Origin of the sequence: Candidatus Caccoplasma merdavium, assembly GCA_018715595.1 — a bacterium.
Lineage (GTDB): Bacteria > Bacteroidota > Bacteroidia > Bacteroidales > UBA11471 > Caccoplasma > Caccoplasma merdavium.
Map to the genome: position 1 here is coordinate 40,784 of DVLI01000006.1, position 17,331 is coordinate 58,114.

The following is a 17,331-nucleotide window of genomic DNA, read 5'->3' on the forward strand; positions in this document are numbered from 1 at the left end:
TTTTTGTGCCGGCCGCGCTCCTTGTGTTGAAAATTCGTAAGTTTGTCACACGTTAACCTTTTTCCTATCACGACCATGAAACACCTGCGCATAGCCACATTTGTTTTCCCCCTTCTGATGGCAGGAGCCGTGGCACACGCCACCCCTTCGCCCACGATGGCACCCGACACGCTGCTGCTGCCCGAGACACTGGCCTTACCCCCTCTGCCCGATACCCTTCCGGCTGCCTCGGTACCCCTCGGCGACAGTCGTGATTATGCCGAGGTGAAGAGCGATTTCCCCATGTGGAGTGGCCCTTTCGGCCCGACGTGGGACAGCATCAGCGCCCCCTATCCCGATGAGGTGGCGTGGTTGCGGCAGGCCAAGTTCGGCTTTTGGGTGCACTTCGGCCCCCAGGCGGTGGGAGAGTGCGGCGACTGGTATGCCCGCCGGCTCTATCAACGCGATTATCCCGCCTACAAGGCCCATCTCGAAAAATACGGCCACCCCTCGCAGGTGGGCTACAAAGATGTGCTGCGCACCTGGAATCCCGAACATCTCGACCCCGAAGCCTATACCCGACTCTTCTACGAGGCCGGAGCCCGTTACCTCTTTATCTTGGGAGTGCATCACGACAACTATGACTTGTGGAACTCGCGTTACCAGCCGTGGAACGCGGTCAACATCGGTCCGCACCGCGACCTGCTGGGTGAGTGGGCCGCTGCCATTCGGGCTCAGGGCATGCACTTCGGCATCACCTTCCATCACGAGTACACCTGGTGGTGGTGGCAGACGGCTTTTGAGTGCGACTCTACCGGCCCCTATGCCGGTGTTCCCTACGACGGACGCCTCGTCTACGAGAGTGCCGAGGGCCGGTGGTGGGAACCCTATCCCCTGCAATGGCTTTACGGGATAAACCTGCGGGAGTACAAGACGATGGACGAGTTTGTGAACCGTCCCGAAGAGGGCATCTTCACCCGCCATCAGGACTATGCCCGCTGGTACACCACGCAATGGGCCCTGCGCATCGAAGACGCCATCGAGAAGTACGACCCCGACTTTATCTACACCGACGGCAACACCCTGCAACCCTTTTGCGGCATACGCACCGGTACCGGCACCAAGAGCGATGCCGCCCAGCGGGTCATCGCCTCGTACTACAACCGGGCGTTGAAGAAGCACGGCGAGGTCGACGTGTTCAGCATCGTCAAGTTCCACCCGGCCGGTCGCCGCGGTATCGTGACGACCTTTGAAAACACCGTTCCCAAGGACATCAAACGCGACCAGATGTGGATAGGCGAGGCTCCCGTGGGCGACTGGTTCTATGCCGAGGGCATCGACTACAACGCCGTGTCGGTGGTGCGCTACTTGCTCGAATGTGTGTCGCGCGACGGGAATTGCGCCGTGAACATACCCATACGCCCCGACGGTTCGCTCGACTCGGCCTGCGTCGACATGTTGCATGAGATAGGAGCCTGGGTGCGGGTCAATGCCGCCGGTATCTACGGCAGCCGGGCGTGGCGCGTGTGGGGTGAGTCGTCGCTGACCCCGGCCACGATGACGCCCCGTGGCAAACTCGGACGCCGCCAGGCCGAAGTGCCTTTCACGACGGGCGATTTCCGCTTCACCCTCGGAGCCGACAGCGCCGTCTATGCCTATTGCATGCAGGTGCCCCGAGCCGGTGAGACGCTTGTCATACGCTCTCTTTCCCGCGAAGCGGCACGAGTTACCGCAGTCACCCTCTTGGGCAGCGATGCCCCCGTGGAGTGGCGGCAGACGCGCGACGCGCTCATTCTCCGTTGCCCCGCCGAGGTCGGGCGGTGCCGCATTACCGCCACCTTCCGTGTCGAGGTCGCTCGGTAAAGCAACACCCGGAAAGAAACAAGAACGGCAACAATCCTCAGGATTGTTGCCGTTCTTGTAAAAGTGAAGTTCCCCTCTATCGCGCGAAGTAGTTGTCGAGAATTTCTTGGGCGGCGGTGAAGGGGCTCTCTTCGCCCACGAGCACGCGACGTTCTTTCTCGGCCAGTTGGCTGGCGATGGCGGGATTCTGGTAGAAGTGGGCCCGCAGTTGTTCGTCGATGGTCTCGGTGAGCCAGTAGCGCGACTGTTCGCGGCGGCGGCGGTCGAAGTAGCCGTTTTCTTTGACAAAGGCCACATAGTCGTCGATCATTTTCCACACCTCGTCGATGCCTATCCCGTAATAGCCCGAGTAGGTGAGCACCTGCGGTTCCCAGCCCGACGGGGTGGGCGGGAAGAGGTGCAGGGCGTTGCGGAAGTGCGCCTGTGCCAGTTGGGCTTTCTCGATGTTGTTGCCGTCGGCCTTGTTGATGACGATGCCGTCGGCCATCTCCATGATGCCCCGTTTGATGCCTTGCAGTTCGTCGCCCGTGCCGGCCAGCTGGATAAGGAGGAAGAAGTCGACCATCGAGTGTACGGCGGTCTCGGACTGTCCCACGCCCACGGTCTCGACGAAGATGGTGTCGAAGCCGGCGGCTTCGCACAGGATAATGGTCTCGCGGGTCTTACGGGCCACGCCGCCCAGCGAGCCGGCCGACGGCGAGGGACGTATGAAGGCGTTTTTCTCCTGCGAAAGGCGTTCCATGCGGGTCTTGTCGCCGAGAATGCTCCCTTTCGACCGTTCGCTGCTGGGGTCGATGGCCAGCACGGCCAGTTTGCTGCCCCGGCTCAGCACATGCAGCCCGAAGGCGTCGATCGACGTGCTCTTTCCCGAGCCCGGCACGCCGGTGATGCCGATGCGCACCGATTGCCCGGCGTAGGGCAGACAGCCGGTGATGACCTCCTGCGCGATGGCCTGGTGCTCGGGCAGTTGGCTCTCGACCAGCGTGACGGCCTGGCTCAGCACGGTGATGTTGCCTTGGCGTATCCCTTCGATGTATTCGGCGGCGGTGTATTCGCGGCGGCGGTGTTGCAGTTTCTGTGCCAGGTAGGGGTTTATCGACGGCGGTTGGCTGATGCCTTGGTTCACCGAAAGTCCGGCATATTCGCGGTTGTTCTCGATATGTTTCATGGGAAGTGGATAAGGGAGGTTTTTTCGGGGAAGACGGTATGTCGTGACGAGATTATTTCGTGACGGTGCGGGTGCGCAGCTCGCCCGGTTGGTAGTCGCGGGTCGAGGGCTCGACGCCGTTGTTGCCGTTGTCGGGAATCACCACGCCTTTTATTTGCAGGGTGGTGCGGTCGGGCTTGGTGTTGGAGTAGACAAAGATGTACTTGGTAAACTCTCCCGGACGGTGGCGGGTGCGGTATTCGACGGTCATCTCGGCCGTGTCGCCGGGGGCGATGGGGTGTTCGGGATAGGATGGTACCGTGCAGCCGCACGAGGCTTGCGCGCGGAGTATCACGAGCGGGATTTTCCCTTCGTTGACGAAGCGGAAAGTGCAGGTGGCGTTGCCGTCTTTCTCGTAGAGGGTGCCGAAGTCGTGGGTTACTTTGTCGAACGATATTTTCGTCAGTTTGCGGGCGGCCTGCATCGGCAGCAGGGCGATGAGGAGCAGCCCGACGATGAGAATCGATTTGCGGGTCATGGCGATAGAGGTTGATAATAGGTTTGTAATCAGGTATAACCCTTCGTGAGAGGGGAAAATCCTGCTTTTACAAAAATACGATTTTCTTCTCATTGTTGTCACATGCGTCACGCTTTTTTCGATAACGTCCGAATCTTTAAGGATTTTTGGGGGAGAAAGGCGGGGGTATGGATATATACTCTTTTTTGCGTGTGTGCGGGCAATCGTTTATCTTTGCGTGCGGCTGTTGTCGGCAAATGAGAGGCGCCTCTCTGTCGCGGGGTTTTCGTGCCTTGTGTTGCCGGGGCGGCCGGAAATTTTTTATCCGAATTTTTTACACCAATCTTTTACACTAATCCTACTGCCTGTATGGAACAACCTGTCGACCTGTCGCCGCTCGATTTTTACAACAGAAAACTGCAAGAATATACCGTCGCTCTGGCCGGGCTCTCCCGTCGCATACGCCGGGTGAGCTTTGCGCGGGTGGCTCTGGCTCTCCTGTTTATTGCCTGGCTGGCGTGGGGGCGCGGCTGGTGCCCCGGGCCCGTGGTGTGGTCGGTGGCCATTGCCCTCGTGGTGGCCTTCCTGGCGCTGGTCAAGGTGCATGGCCGCCTCTTTGCCCGCAAAGCCTACGTCGAGGCGGCGATGGAGATTTGCCGGCGGGAGTCCCGATTGTCGCGGTACGACTTCTCGGGTTGCGACGGGGGTGTCGAGTTTTTCGATGCCGCGCATGATTTTACGGCCGACCTCGACATCTTCGGCGAGAAATCGCTCTTTGCCTATATCGACCGCACGGCCACCGAGGCCGGCCGTCACCGCTTGGCCGACCGGTTGCGTCGTCCGCTCTCCGATGTGGCGTCGATAATCCGCCGCCAGGAGGCGGTGCGTGAACTGGCCGCCCTGCCCGACCTGCGGCTGCATTTTGCCGCCACCGGCAAGGTCTCGGGCGGGAAGCGGGGCGACGTCTCCATGGCCGGAGATGCCCTTTCGACCGCTGTCTTTCCCCGTCGCAAGGGGGTTGTGCCGGCCATGAAGATACTTCCGTTTGTCTACCTTGCCCTGGCTCTCTCGTCGGGGGTGTGGCCTGTTGCCGCGTCGCTCATAGGGTTGCTCTTTGCGCTGTGTCTGGTGGCTGCGCTGGTTGCCGCCAAACGGGTTTCGCAGGCGCAGGAGCGGATCGAATCGGGCCTGCGTGCCTTGGCCAAATATGCTCCGCTCATCGAGACTCTCGAATCGGCTTCGTTTTCGGCTCCGGAACTGCGTGCGGTAACCGACGCCTTTTCTGCGGCTCCGGGCGAGAAAGCTTCGGCGGCCTTGCGTCACCTGCATCGCCTGATGGACGATCTCAACCAGCGCAACAATGCGTTGGTGTTTCTCTTGCTCAATGGTTTTCTGTTGTGGGATTTCAGGCAACTGGCGGCTCTCGACGCCTGGGTGCGACGGCATGGCGGTGCGGTGACGCGCTGGTTCGATGCCTTGGCCGAGTTTGATGCCCTGTCTTCACTGGCGGCTTTTGCCTACAATCACCCCGGGTATGTCTACCCTGAGGCGGTCGATAGCGAATGCCCGGTGTATGTGGCCGAGGCGTTGGGACACCCGCTCATCGACCCTGCGCGTTGTGTCTGCAATCCTGTGCAGTTGCCGGCACGACCTTCGTTCTTGATTGTCACCGGCGCGAACATGGCCGGGAAGAGTACCTACCTGCGGGCCATCGGGGTCAATTTCGTGTTGGCTTCACTCGGTGTGCCGGTGTGTGCCGCGTCGATGACGTTCACGCCCTGCACGCTCTTTACGGGGTTGCACACGACCGACTCGCTGGCCGGCAACGAGTCTTATTTCTTTGCCGAGCTGAAACGGTTGCGGCAAGTGGTGTTGCGACAACGGGCCGGTGAGAGATGTTTGGTGATTCTCGACGAGATACTCAAAGGTACCAACTCGGTCGACAAGCAGACGGGCTCACTCTCCCTCGTCCGCCAACTGGTCTCGCTGGGAACCGTGGGGGTGGCGGCCACGCACGACCTGGTGCTGGGCTCGCTCGCCGATGAATATCCCGGTGTGGTGCGGGCCGTCTGTTTCGAGTCGGAAATCGTCGACGACACGTTGCACTTCGATTACCGTCTGCGTCCCGGCGTGGCACGCCACATGAATGCCTGTTTCCTCATGGAGCAGATGGACATCATTCCCCGCGACGGGGAGAAAGACAACGCCTCGTCTATCGGTTGAGCAGAATGACTTGTGCCCGGCTGTTGTCCATGCCCGTCATCGTGCGGCCTATGTTGGCGCCGATGAAGGTGGGGTCGCAGATGAGGTATCGTTTGTCGCCGATGACGAAGTAATCGCCCGGAATTTCTTCGTTGAACCGTACCGCGGCGGCCAGGTGACCCGGGTAGTAGACGAGTGCCGTTTCGAGACCCATCACATCGCGTATGATGCGGGTGAAGAGAATGGCCCGGTCTTCGCAATCGCTGTAAGGATAGTAGAGGGTTTCGTCGGCGGCGAAGATGCGGTCGCCGCCCCACACCTTGTCGTCGTATTCATAAACGAAGGCCGTCTGCACGAAATTGATAATCATGTTGGCCGCTTCCTCTTCGCTCTTCCCGGCGATGGCCTGCCGCAGGGCGGGGTAGAGGCGTTCGCGATTTTCGGGACTGAGCGGAATGTCGGCGAAAATCGTCCATTTGGTGTTTTCGTCGTTGTCGATGGCCGACGACGGATAGTCGGACAGGAAATCCATCAGATTCTTGTTGGTCGAGACGCTGGCGCTCACTTCGGGGAAGCGTTTGGCGGTGAGGGTGCGCTCGGCCGAGCTCTCCACGGCGAAGCGGGGGGTCTCGTTCATGGCCAGGTTCAGGGCGCAGTCGTTGGGGAATTTGCGGTCGAAGATGTGCATCGTGTTGCCCTCATACGGTTGCAGGAGGTAGAACCGCACGTTGTCGAGCCGGAAGAAGCGTTTCCCGTAGATGGTGTAGTCGCTGGCCACGAGCATGTAGAGGTGGTTGTCGTTGCCGCGGGCGAGGCGGGTGCGGTAGCCCGACTGGTTGAGGATAAACATCTGCAACAGGGTCGATTCGTCGCTGCCCGGGCGCAGGAATGAGTCGCCCACGACCTTGGCCATTTTCAGATATGCCCAGTCGCACAGGTTGAGCTCGGCTTTCAGCCGCAGGCAGTCGGCCACCATGTCGGTATATTCGTCGGTGCAGAGGCGTTCCCACATGTCGGCCACGCTGTTTTCCTGCGTATTTTTCAGCGTGAATTTTTGATTCTCATAGAGGCGTATGCGGCAATCGGTCCCGTAGAAGGAGAAGGCAAAGCGATTGTCGGCCGGGGTTACCGGTTTTTCTACCTCGGGCACCGGTTCTTTTTTTACCGGGGTGGGCTCTTTCTTCCCTTCGGGTAGGGGTTCTTCCTTTACGGGAAGGGGCTTGTCGGGCATGGGAGCGGGTTCTTCTTTGGGTGTCGGCGGTACGACGGGCTGAGGTTGGGGTTCTTTGTCGATGCGTACCACAGGCTGCGGAACGCTTATCGGGGCAATGGGTTTCTTGATGATTTTATCGATGGTGACGGGGCGGTCTACCGCGGGGCGTTCCTGGTCTTCTTTGGGGGCGACAGTCGGCGGAACGGGTGGCTCTTGCTCGGGTACGGGTATGGCATCTTCGCCCGAGAAGGCTTTCCAACTTTCGCGCATGAACTGGGTGTATTCGGCATTGATCTTGGCCCGGTAGGCGGCAAAGTCGTCCTCGACATTTTTTTTGTAGTTGCTGTATTCGTTGCGGCGGTTTTTCAGGAACTCCTCATAGGAGTCTTGGGCCGCGGCACAAAAACCGAGCGGGAGAGCAAGCCCGAGAAGAAACAGAAATTTGCGACACATGGCGATTCGTGTTAAGTTGATAAAGGATAAAGGCCGTAGGCGTCGAGCGGGCTCGATGGCGTTTCGAGCCGCGACGGAATGCCTTCTTTCCCAAAGGTAGTAAATAATTGAAAAATAAGGCCGGGAAAAGGCCGAAAAATTTGTTTTGTCGCGCAGGCGGGCGATAACTCCTGCCGTGGCTCCCGGTGACGGTGCCGCTGCCGTCCGGCCTGGCGTGTGGCGGCGCGGCGCTCCTTAGCGGGAGAATTTCCACCAGTCGAGGTTGAAGAGTTTGCACCCTTTCCGGCCCTTGAAGACAAAATAGAGGTCGTGGACGCCCGATACGTTGCCGCTCGCGTCGCTTTTCAACCGCTTCCATTGTTCCCAGCCTCCGGTTGATGGCACGTCGACCCGGGCGACGACCGTCCCGCCGATGCTGTCGAGTCGCACTTCGATGATCCCGCCGCGCCGTGCGCTTGCGGCGGCGACATGGAATTTCTTCGGACTGTTGTGGCCGAAGTCGACGGCACGCACTTTGAGGTAGTCGCCGTCGTGTATGTCGGCAATGTAGATTCCTGTCGTGGCGTTGGGTTCCGATTTCACCCCGCGCGAGAATGCCATCGTTTCGGCCTCGGTGCGCTTGTAGGGGTTGAGGGTGCCTACCGGGTCTACCCCTTCATTGGTGGCGTAGATGAGGGGAAAGGTCCCGTCGGCGTTGTACTCAAACCGCTCCACGGCGACCGAGCGGCCGAAGCCCCCGCCGCCCGGCAACTTGCCGGTGTGATAGAAGAGGTAGGAATTTCCTTTGTAGTCGGCCACCCCCACATGGTTGGTAAAGGCGCCGGTCTCTTGCAGGGGCATGACTTCGCCCATGTATCGCCACGGCCCCGTGGGGCTCGGGCTCATCGAGTAGGCGATGTGTTCGGGTACCCCGCCGGCGGCATAGAGCAGGTAGTAATTGTCGCCGCGTTTGCAGAGCCAGGGGCCTTCGGTATAGGTGTCGGGATATTTTACCTCTTTTGTCCGTTTCTCGGGATTGGGGGCACCGAAACTCTCGACGGTCTGTTCCACCCGTTGCACGTCGCCTTTGAACGACACCATGTCTTCGTTGAGCTCGGCCAGGTAGAGGTGGGGATTACCCCAGTAGAGGAAGGCCCTGCCGTCGTCGTCGATGAAGACGGTGGGGTCGATGTAGTCCCAACTGCCGTCGCAGAGGGGTTTCCCGAGGGCGTCTTTGAAGGGTCCCGTGGGCGAATCGCCCACGGCCACGCCGATGGCCATGGCGTTAGTGAGTTTCGAGTGCAGGCACACATACCAGTAGAACTTGCCGTTGCGTTCGATGCACTGCGAGGCCCAGGCCCGGTCATCGGCCCAGGCAAACGATTCGATGGCCAGCGGGGAGCCGTGGTCGGTCCAGTTGACCATGTCCTCGGTCGAATAGACGCGCCACTCCTGCATCCAGAAAAAGTCGGCACGCTCTTCGTCGTGACCCGTGTAGAGGTAGAGGGTGCCGTCGTGCACCATCGGTGCCGGGTCGGAGGTGTAACAGGTTTGCACGATGGGGTTTTGGGCTTCCAGCCATGCCGGGGCAAGCAGGGCCAGTGCGGCCGGAAGGAGTTTTTTCGCTGGGCGTTTCATCTCTGTCCGATGTTTTAGTTGTGAATGACCACTCCGCCGTTGGTGGGAATGGTGACCGACATCTGTTGCCTTTTCCCTATTCGGGCGGTGCGCACCCGCCCTTCGAGCCGGCTGTTGTCGTCATAGACGGTGACCGTCTCGCCGGCCTCGAACAGGGACAGGTCGAGGGTGAGGCGCACCGTCTCTTTCTGGGCATTCACCCCCACGACATACCAGGTGTCGCCGTGGCGGCGCGCCAGGAGTATGTATTTTCCCGGGTAGCCGTCGAGGAAGCGGGTGTCGTCCCAGGTCGTGGGCACCCCCTTCATGAAGTCGATGGCCCAGGCCGGGGCGTCGGTGAGGTTGTTGGGTGCCAGGGCAAAATGCTGTACGGGGCTCTGGAACAGTATGGCCGTGGCCAGTGCGAAGACCTCGGAGGTGACCCGCCGGCTGCCGCCCGGACGGTTCCCGGCGTTGTAGTAGCGGTTGAGCGTGCTGCCGCCGAAATCCATGCTTCCCACCGTGTTGCGCAGGAAGGGGTGGAGGCAGGCGTTGAAGGCTTCGGCGTCGCAACTGCTTTGCGTGAAGTTCATGTTCTCGCTGGCCAGTACCGCCTCGCTGGCGGCATAGTTGGGATACATGCGTTCCCAGCCGCGGGGCAGGGTGCAGCCGTGGAAGATGACCAGCAGGCCGTAGTCGTTGGCGTCGGCCAGAATCTCCTCGTAGAGTTGCAGGGCGGCCTGCTTGTCGCTCCCGAAGAAGTCGACCTTGATGCCCTTGATGCCGGTCTGTTGCAGCCATTTCATCTCCCGGCGGCGTCTGATGAGGTTGTGCATCTTGCCGCGCGGCCCCTGCGGGGCATCGTTCCAGTAGCCGTTGGAGTTGTACCACAGGTAGAGACCCACCCCCTTGGTGCGGGCGTAGGCGGCCAGCTCCTCGATACCCTCGTAGCCGATGCGGGTGTCCCACCAGGCATCGACGAGTACCGTGCGGTAGCCCATCTCGGCACAGAAGTCGATGTAGCGTTTCTGTTCGGCGTAGTTCATGCTGCCGTCGCCGGCGATAATCCAGCTCCATGTGCCGCAGCCATACTCGTCGGCATACTCTTTCGAGGGCTCATAGAGCGGCTCGACGAGGTCGAAGGCCACCGTCGTCTCGACCACCGGCGCGAGGGTGCGTCCCACGGTGAGGGTGCGCCACGGCGTTTGTCCCGGCAGGGTGATGCCCGGTGAGGACGAGCCGTTGCCGTTGAACTCCTTCTCTTGCGGGAAACCGATGGTATAGAGCCCGTCGGCATGTCCCAGGAGCCGGCCGGCGCAGTAGCGGCTGTCGACGCCCGTCTCCGAAATCAGCACCCACCCCCGGTCGGCGATGCGGAAGAGACCGGGAAAGGTGTACCCTTCGCCCAGTCCGTTCTTGCCCGGTGTGTCGTCGGGGGTGTAGGGGGTCTCGTAGCTCGGGGTCGTGCGGGCGAATCCGCCCATGGCCGGGCTTTGCGGGCAGAGGAACGTCGTGCTTCCGGCGGGGAGCCTGAACCCCGTGGCCTCCTGCCGCACCACGCTGCACAGCGTTTCGCCGGTGCGGCAGAGGGTGTAGCGGAACGCCACATCGTTGTTGCCCACGCTGAACGTTACCACGAAGGCTCTCTTGCCGTTCTGTTCAAACGGTATGTCGACCGTGTGGGCGAGGTGGCGTACTTGGCTTTTCTTGATGTTTTTGAGGCTGTAAGTCTCGTCGATGACCTGCACTCCGGTCGCTTTGCCCAGCCGCAGGTCCCGGGTGAAGTCGCCCGCGTCGGTTATGAAGCCGAGGGGAGAGGGGTCGAGGAAGGTGATACCGTCGTATAATATGCGGTAGGAGGCATGGCCGCCGCTGTCGGAGACGATGACCGTGAGCCGTCGGTCGGGGCTCGACAGGCTCAGTTCCCCGGCACACAGGAGGGAGGCGCAACATATTGCCAGCAGCATCAATGTCAGTTTTTTCATGGAGGTATGGATTAAGGGTGGGTTGAATTTTCGGTGGAGCGGAAGGAGGAGGGCGGCGGGAGCGTTCATTCGTCGAGGCGTTTATAGTCGAAGAAGTCGACGTCGATGTGTCCGCCCGTCGCTTGGGTGGCATAGTTGAAGAGGGCGAACTTGGTGCCCATGAAGAAGCGGCGGTAATCGAATGTCATGTTGAAATCCGTGCCGATTCGTCGCCATTGCTTGTTGTCGCGACTGTAATAGAAGGTGGCGATGTCGCGGCCGACCCTGAAATCGCCGTCGATGCGCAGGTAGAGGGTGTCGGAGGTGAGCGCAACGGTCTCGTGTGTCCTTGTTTTGACGTCGGAGACCCGTTTCTCCTTTTCGGTCAGGCTCACCGACTGGCTCTGCATCGAGAGTTGTTTTTTCCCGTCCCGGCAGGTAATCGCCAATACGCCCGCATCGCTGTTGAACGCGGCAAATCCCGCCACGTCGCCCTCTTTCATGCCCGAGAGGTCGAGGGCGACGATGCCCCGGCACCGGGGCCCTTCCATGCGTTGGGTGAGGGTGTTCGGCGCCAGGAACAGATTTTCCACCACCCGTCCTGTCGTGAGGCGCAGGAATCCTTTGCGGGCTGTCAGCGAACGGCATGCGTCGATGGGGTTGTGGTTCCACTGCCAGTTGCGTTTCAGGTTCCCGTCATTGAAATCGTCGCTGACCGTCAGCCCCGGCGAAGAAAATCCCGCCACGGGTTTGTCCATTTTCCCGGGTACCCGTCCCGACTCGTCGCCCAGCAGGGGCCAGCCGTCGACCCAGCGGCAGGGCATGAGGGTAAGCACCCGGCCCACGCCTCCGCGGTCTTGGAAGATGATGCCGTACCAGTTGCCCCGGCCGTCGTCGACGATGGTTCCCTGCCCCACATAGGGAAAGCCCGCAAACGCATCTTCGAGAATCACCCGTTTCTCATACGGTCCCGTGATGTGGTCGGCGCGGTAGCAGACCTGGCGGCGGGGAGCACCGGCCGGCCATGAAACCATCAGCAGGTAGTAGCGGCCGTCGTGTTTGACGACGCGGCTCCCTTCGAGCAGTCCGGTCTCTTCGGCGTCGCGCACGAAGAGGGTGGTATCGACCCCGCCGGGCAGTACCCCGGTCAGGTCGGGTTTCAGTTCCCGCAGTTGTCCCGTGCCGTAGAAGACATAGGCCCGGCCGTCATCGTCGAAGAAGAGGGAGGCGTCGTGGAAGTGGGGCAGTCGGGCCATGAGCGACCACTTGCCGGCGGGATTGTCGGTGGTGTAGAGGTAGCCTTTGAAGGGGGTGTCGTTGGGTGAGAAATAGGCGTAGTAGCGACCGTCGCGGTAACGCAGCGAGGTGGCCCACTGTCCGCGTCCGTAGACGGTGCCCTCCACCATGTCATATTGGGGCTTGTCGTCGAGACGGTCGTAGAGGTAGCTCGCGATGTCCCAGTGGACCAAGTCTTTGGAGTGCATGACGGGAGCGCCCGGCATGAGGTGCATCGTGGTGCTCACCAGGTAGAAGTCGTCGCCCACGCGTATCACGTCGGGGTCGGGAATGTCGGCCCACACGACGGGGTTGGTAAACGTCCCGTCGCCGTTGTCGCCCGATGAGGCGCAAGCGGTGTGCCCCGGCATGAAACAGCCTAGGACGAAAGCCAGGGATAAAAGCGTGTTTTTCATGGTCGATTTTCTGTTGGGAAGCGTTCAAAATCACCCCCCCCGTGGTTCTCCCGGGGAACGGCGCGGAAGAAAAAGGGGGGGGTGTGGAATTAAGAATCCTTCATTCTTTTCTCGAAGCGGAAAAACTCTTTTTGAAATTCGGGTTCATCGTCGCTCGTCCCGCTCGCTTTGTGATGGGCATTGAAAAACTCGACGATGTGAAACCCGCACTTGTTGACGTAAAAATGGATATTCCGTTTCTCGAAATAGGGGGTTACCAATTCCCACACCCGGGTCTCGGGATAGCGGCGTTCTATTTCCCGCCACACGATTTCGCCCAACCCGCGTCCATGGAACGCGGGCAGGATATAGAACAATTCCATGCTGTTGTGCCGGGTTTCGGGGTTGATGTTCAGGACGACGCCTCCGATTTTCTGCCCGTGATAGAAAACGGCATACACCACCGACCCGCGTTTGCGAAGCGATTTCTCCACCTCGTCGAGGGGAACTGCGTTGCGACCGGCGGCGTTGCCGAAATGTTCGACAACGGCAATGGAGAAAACGGCGGCGGTTTCTTTGGCAAAATCGCCGAAAGCACGTTCTTCGACAAGAACAAAATCAATATCCTTCTCCATGAGGTTCTGCAAGGTTACAATTCAAAACTCAGCGGCAGCAGGTCGGCCGCCGACTCGGCAATGTATATCTCTTCGGCGCCACACATGAGAATGCGCAACGGCTGCCCGTAACGCATCTCGATCTCGCGCATGACCTGGCGGCAGGCTCCGCACGGGGTGACGGGTTTCCCGATGGCCTGCCCCTTGTCGCAGGCGGCCAGGGCTATCGCCACCGGCGGTACGGTTCCCGCCGTGGCGCCGGCGGCAAAGAGTGCCACCCGCTCGGCACAAAGGCCCACGGGGTAGGAGGCGTTTTCCTGGTTGCTGCCCGGTATGATGCGGCCGTCGGAGAGCGCCACCGCCGCTCCTACGGCAAATCGGGAATAGGGGGCATAAGCCCCTTGGGTGGCTTCTCGCGCCGCCGTGACTAATTTTTTTTCGCGGTCGCTCAATTCATTATAACGACAAACCGTTATCTTTGCCGATAGTTGCAGGTGTCTTGCCATGGCTCGGTCGTGTTGGTAATCTTCACAAATATAAGGTTATTTTCCCACAAATCCATGTCCCGGCACCCATTTTGATAACTGTTTTGTCTCTATGAAGCACTGCCGAAAACTTCTTTTTACCTGCCTTTTGTCGCTGATGGCCGCAACGGTGTTTGCCCAGTCGAAAAACCCCATCTATATCGATTATATCAACAAATACAAGGATATTGCCATCGAGCACCAGAAACGCTACCGGATTCCGGCCAGCATCACCTTGGCGCAAGGTCTCATCGAGTCGGCCGCCGGAACCAGCGAACTGGCCCGCAAATCGAACAACCATTTCGGCATCAAGTGCCACAACGCCTGGGAGGGGAAACGGGTGTATCACGACGACGATGAGAAAGGCGAGTGTTTCAGGAAATACCGCAATCCCAAGGATTCGTATGAAGACCATGCCCTGTTCCTCACCAAAAGCCCGCGCTACGAGAAACTCTTCAAGCTCGACATCACCGACTACAAAGGGTGGGCACACGGCCTGAAACGCTGCGGCTATGCCACCGACAAGGCTTATGCGAGTAAACTCATTCAGATGATAGAGCTCTATGGCCTGCACCGCTACGACGGCAAAGGGTTGCCCCGCATGCCCAAGAATTATGAATACCACGACATGGAGTCGAAGTGGGGCCTTCCTTATGTGGTGGCCCGGGAGGGCGACACGCAACGGCTCATTGCCCGGGAGTTTGAGTTGTATGCCTATCAGATACGCCGCTTCAACGACTTTCCCCGCCGCTACAAGCTCCAAGCCGGCGACATCGTCTACCTCAAAGCCAAACGCCGCCGCGCCCAAAAGCCCAACAAGACCCATACGCTGGCCGCCGGCGAATCGCTGCACGACGTGGCGCAAATGTACGGCATCAAGTTGAAGGTGCTCCTGCGTCGCAATGACATCTCGGGCGACAGAGTTCCCCGGGTGGGCGACGTGCTGCGGTTGCGCTGAAATGGTGGTGCACCGTCGCAATGACAAGGGAAAAGGCAGCGAGCCGGCCGAAAGTCTTTCGGCCGGCTCGCTGGCAAAAGGGGCTGCCCCGAGGGGCGTCAATCGTCGGTAAGCGAGAAATCCTTATTGGCAAAAAGTGCCGCCAATCCGGTAATCTGTTTCAGGCGCAACAGCTCATCTTTGTCCATGCCTATGTTGCGCTCTATCCAGCGGTCGGACATGCCGGCCTTGGTCAGTTCCGAGACGATTTCGCTCATCAACTCCACGTTGTGCGTGCCGCGGGCCCGGTTGTGGCGTATCGTCGAGGCCATGCGGTTGGAAAGGTCTTTTTCGATGACCACCACGGGCAAGAGGCCGTGTTCGCGTTCGAAGATGCGACGGGAGGTCTTCATCACCAGGTACCGGTGATAGCCGTCGACCAGTTCATAGACATCTTTGTCGGCGACATAGTAACACACGCAAGGCATCGTGTAGCCGTCTTCCCATATCGAGAGTTCGAGCAATTTCATCTCGGGAGGAGCCACCACGTTGGGGTTATAGGCATTGGCCACCACCTTGTCGACCGGGACGGGTATGACTTTGTAGACGGGACTTCTGTATCGCTCTTCATTCTTTATTTTCGCCATAGTATTTTTTATATTTTTCCATAATTTGGTCGCGTCGTTCTTTCTCGGCCTTCGTGGGGGCGAAGCCCATGTATTTGCACGAATGGTCGTTTTTGAGAATGCAGATGCACATGCGTTTGAACGAGGGCAACTCCCTGAACTCCTCGATGTCGATGTCGTCGAGATATGCCATGCGCACCGGTTTTTTGTCGGTTTTGTAATTGGTCGATTCCCCGACCTCTATCTCGACCCCCATCTTCCGCAACTTGTCGATGGTCTCATCGGCCAGGCAACCGCCCTTGTCGCGCCAGAAGGCAATGCTCACGCTCAACTTGTCGAGATAGCCCTGGCGTATCTCTTCGGGCAGGGTGCTGAGCAGGAAGTGCATGTATTTTTCCCATGTCATGTTGGGCGGGCATTTCACCGTGTACCACCCCATGGCCGAGGTGTTGCCGTAGATGCCGGCAAAGTTTACGCCGTTGACACGACTTATCATGCGCCCCCACATCTGCGGGTCGATGGCCCGGTAGAGTTGCAGGCTGGGTATCGCCGCCGAGATGAAGGGGCTGGCCACCCGTTGTTTTTCGATGGAGACGCCGGCCTGGTAATAGAGGTCGTAGAGGTGGTTGTAGGACCACCCGAAACGGCCGTTGGCCACCCACACGTCGGTCGTGCGCCAGTCATATATGGGGTAGGCATTGTAGACATCGTCGGCAATCTTGCGTGTCCACTTGAAACGCTCGTAGCAGCAATAGTTCTTGTCGCTGTGTATCGAGCGCCAGCGGTTGAAACTCTCCTGCGTGCGAATGCCCACCAGGCAGCAGGTGCGCCCCGCCCGCTTGTAACGGTGCAGCCACTCGGCAAATTTTATCTGGAAATCATAGTCCCACAAATCGTCGGAAAAGAAATCGAAATCCTCCTTCCGGTAGGCCGAGCGCGGCATTTCCCTCACCCAAAGCTCCTTCATCTCGTCGTCCCACGGGCGCCAGTAGCTTTGGTGCATCGAGGTGCAGGTCTGTACCTTGAACGGCACGCACACGCGGTAGATGTCGAGAATGTCGGTGTTTTGCGCGAGTACCTCCTCGACATATTTCAGCGTTTCGGAGTATTGCACCTCGTAGTCCATGTGGAAAACGCCGATGCGGCGATTCAACCGGTGTTTGCGCACATAGTCGATGCAGAGGTTGAGCAATACCCCGCTGTCTTTCCCGCCCGAAAAGGAGACATAGACATTGTCGAAATCGGTGAAGATTTTTTCTATGCGCGAGAGGGCCGCTTCATACACGTTACGACGTTTTTCCATCGCCAGCCTGGTATTTCATTTTTACATAGTGTTTCCATTCCCGTTCAGCCGCAAAACCTTTTTCAAGAAAGGCTTCGGCATCACGCGTATGGACAACGGCGACCAGCGGGCCCATCGGGACATACATCTCGATGGATTTCTCGATAAGTGCCGGCAAAACAGCCTCCTCGGCCTCGGGCGAGAGATAGTAGTTGTTGATGTAGGCATACCCCTCGCGGCGTTCGACGGGGAAAAAGCCCGAAATCTTGTTTTCGTCCTCGTCGTCGAGAGCAAGCAGCCACTCGTGGCGCTGCGAGGTTTTGTAGGGATAATTGTCGTTCTGTCGCAAGACGGCTGCGTTCATGACAAGGGGAGCGACCAACTTGTACAAGCGGGGTGATGTGCCTCCCAGAATTTCGATTTTCATGTGCACTTATTTCATGGAGAATCTTTCCGGCTCACGGCCGTTTGTCGCAAATATACAAAAAAAACCGTTATGGGGGATAAAAACGGAATTGTCCGGTAATCCGTTTTCCAAGAGAATGTTTCTTCCGGAAAATTCCCGGGCAAGACCTTTTGGCCCCTTTTATGGCCAGTTGCTGTTCCCTCGCCCCGTCGCGCCGTGCCCGCCCGACGGGGACCCATCGTTCGCACGCATGGCGCCGGCTTTTCCCCGAACCCCGCATCGAGGGGCGGGGTGACCGCTTGTCCTCTCCCCCTTCCAACCGTCATGTCCCACCCAGC

14 protein-coding genes are annotated in these 17,331 nt (G+C 59.3%); 3 read left to right on the forward strand and 11 right to left on the reverse strand.

The features are described 5' to 3' along the window. Nucleotides 1-42 precede the first annotated feature (42 nt). Nucleotides 43-1,842 (forward strand): alpha-L-fucosidase, encoded by a 1,800-nt coding sequence (locus IAD09_01500; protein ID HIT80909.1) that lies wholly within the window; start codon nt 43-45, stop codon nt 1,840-1,842. A gap of 76 nt (nt 1,843-1,918) precedes the next feature. On the opposite strand, the gene meaB is transcribed toward IAD09_01500, so the two are convergent. Together meaB and IAD09_01510 are read right to left on the reverse strand one after the other, a co-directional pair. Continuing rightward, nucleotides 1,919-3,010 (reverse strand): methylmalonyl Co-A mutase-associated GTPase MeaB, encoded by a 1,092-nt coding sequence (gene meaB, locus IAD09_01505; GenBank protein HIT80910.1) that lies wholly within the window; start codon nt 3,008-3,010, stop codon nt 1,919-1,921. A gap of 52 nt (nt 3,011-3,062) precedes the next feature. Then, nucleotides 3,063-3,527, reverse strand: a complete 465-nt coding sequence (locus IAD09_01510) for a DUF1573 domain-containing protein (protein ID HIT80911.1) — start codon at nt 3,525-3,527, stop codon at nt 3,063-3,065. Nucleotides 3,528-3,875: 348 nt separating this feature from the next. Between IAD09_01510 and IAD09_01515 the strand changes: the two genes are divergently transcribed. Further along, the gene (locus IAD09_01515; protein ID HIT80912.1) at nt 3,876-5,729 is read left to right on the forward strand and encodes a hypothetical protein; all 1,854 of its coding nucleotides are present in this window, start codon (nt 3,876-3,878) and stop codon (nt 5,727-5,729) included. Here IAD09_01515 and IAD09_01520 read toward each other — a convergent pair. The 6 genes from IAD09_01520 to cdd all read right to left on the reverse strand — a co-directional run bounded on the left by IAD09_01520 (nt 5,719) and on the right by cdd (nt 13,724). Further along, nucleotides 5,719-7,374, reverse strand: a complete 1,656-nt coding sequence (locus IAD09_01520) for a hypothetical protein (GenBank protein HIT80913.1) — start codon at nt 7,372-7,374, stop codon at nt 5,719-5,721. The two genes, IAD09_01515 and IAD09_01520, sit on opposite strands and share 11 nt — an antisense overlap. 234 nt (nt 7,375-7,608) lie before the next feature. Continuing rightward, nucleotides 7,609-8,991 (reverse strand): family 43 glycosylhydrolase, encoded by a 1,383-nt coding sequence (locus IAD09_01525; protein ID HIT80914.1) that lies wholly within the window; start codon nt 8,989-8,991, stop codon nt 7,609-7,611. 14 nt (nt 8,992-9,005) lie between these two features. Next, a complete protein-coding gene (locus IAD09_01530) occupies nt 9,006-10,955 on the reverse strand; it encodes a glycoside hydrolase family 97 protein (protein HIT80915.1) in 1,950 nt (649 codons plus the stop codon). Between the two features lie 65 nt (nt 10,956-11,020). After that, nucleotides 11,021-12,625, reverse strand: coding sequence for a glycoside hydrolase 43 family protein (locus IAD09_01535; GenBank protein ID HIT80916.1), 1,605 nt, complete (start codon nt 12,623-12,625; stop codon nt 11,021-11,023). An 89-nt stretch (nt 12,626-12,714) separates the two neighbouring features. Then, nucleotides 12,715-13,239, reverse strand: a complete 525-nt coding sequence (locus IAD09_01540; GenBank protein HIT80917.1) for a GNAT family N-acetyltransferase — start codon at nt 13,237-13,239, stop codon at nt 12,715-12,717. Nucleotides 13,240-13,253: 14 nt separating this feature from the next. Next, nucleotides 13,254-13,724: a cytidine deaminase gene (cdd, locus tag IAD09_01545; protein HIT80918.1), complete on the reverse strand. Its 471-nt coding sequence runs from the start codon at nt 13,722-13,724 to the stop codon at nt 13,254-13,256. Nucleotides 13,725-13,815: 91 nt separating this feature from the next. On the opposite strand from cdd, the gene IAD09_01550 reads away from it, so the two are divergent. Then, the gene (locus IAD09_01550) at nt 13,816-14,700 is read left to right on the forward strand and encodes a glucosaminidase domain-containing protein (GenBank protein ID HIT80919.1); all 885 of its coding nucleotides are present in this window, start codon (nt 13,816-13,818) and stop codon (nt 14,698-14,700) included. Between the two features lie 98 nt (nt 14,701-14,798). Here IAD09_01550 and IAD09_01555 read toward each other — a convergent pair whose 3' ends face one another. From IAD09_01555 to IAD09_01565, 3 genes are read right to left on the reverse strand one after another with little or no spacing between them, the layout of a single operon-like run. Then, the gene (locus tag IAD09_01555) at nt 14,799-15,326 is read right to left on the reverse strand and encodes a ParB-like nuclease domain-containing protein (protein ID HIT80920.1); all 528 of its coding nucleotides are present in this window, start codon (nt 15,324-15,326) and stop codon (nt 14,799-14,801) included. After that, nucleotides 15,307-16,608, reverse strand: coding sequence for a DUF3440 domain-containing protein (locus tag IAD09_01560; protein HIT80921.1), 1,302 nt, complete (start codon nt 16,606-16,608; stop codon nt 15,307-15,309). Before IAD09_01560 ends, IAD09_01555 begins: the two co-directional genes overlap by 20 nt. After that, on the reverse strand, nt 16,592-17,014 hold the full coding sequence (locus tag IAD09_01565) for a hypothetical protein (GenBank protein ID HIT80922.1): 423 nt from the start codon (nt 17,012-17,014) through the stop codon (nt 16,592-16,594). Before IAD09_01565 ends, IAD09_01560 begins: the two co-directional genes overlap by 17 nt. Between the last annotated feature and the right edge of the window lie 317 nt (nt 17,015-17,331).

Bases quoted from the DNA above. Each gene is read 5' to 3' on its own strand.
- meaB (HIT80910.1), bottom strand. From the start codon at position 3,010: ATGAAACATATCGAGAACAACCGCGAATATGCCGGACTTTCGGTGAAC.
- IAD09_01510 (HIT80911.1), bottom strand. From the start codon at position 3,527: ATGACCCGCAAATCGATTCTCATCGTCGGGCTGCTCCTCATCGCCCTG.
- IAD09_01515 (HIT80912.1), top strand. From the start codon at position 3,876: ATGGAACAACCTGTCGACCTGTCGCCGCTCGATTTTTACAACAGAAAA.
- IAD09_01520 (HIT80913.1), bottom strand. From the start codon at position 7,374: ATGTGTCGCAAATTTCTGTTTCTTCTCGGGCTTGCTCTCCCGCTCGGT.
- IAD09_01525 (HIT80914.1), bottom strand. From the start codon at position 8,991: ATGAAACGCCCAGCGAAAAAACTCCTTCCGGCCGCACTGGCCCTGCTT.
- IAD09_01530 (HIT80915.1), bottom strand. From the start codon at position 10,955: ATGAAAAAACTGACATTGATGCTGCTGGCAATATGTTGCGCCTCCCTC.
- IAD09_01535 (HIT80916.1), bottom strand. From the start codon at position 12,625: ATGAAAAACACGCTTTTATCCCTGGCTTTCGTCCTAGGCTGTTTCATG.
- IAD09_01540 (HIT80917.1), bottom strand. From the start codon at position 13,239: ATGGAGAAGGATATTGATTTTGTTCTTGTCGAAGAACGTGCTTTCGGC.
- cdd (HIT80918.1), bottom strand. From the start codon at position 13,724: ATGGCAAGACACCTGCAACTATCGGCAAAGATAACGGTTTGTCGTTAT.
- IAD09_01550 (HIT80919.1), top strand. From the start codon at position 13,816: ATGAAGCACTGCCGAAAACTTCTTTTTACCTGCCTTTTGTCGCTGATG.
- IAD09_01555 (HIT80920.1), bottom strand. From the start codon at position 15,326: ATGGCGAAAATAAAGAATGAAGAGCGATACAGAAGTCCCGTCTACAAA.
- IAD09_01560 (HIT80921.1), bottom strand. From the start codon at position 16,608: ATGGAAAAACGTCGTAACGTGTATGAAGCGGCCCTCTCGCGCATAGAA.
- IAD09_01565 (HIT80922.1), bottom strand. From the start codon at position 17,014: ATGAAAATCGAAATTCTGGGAGGCACATCACCCCGCTTGTACAAGTTG.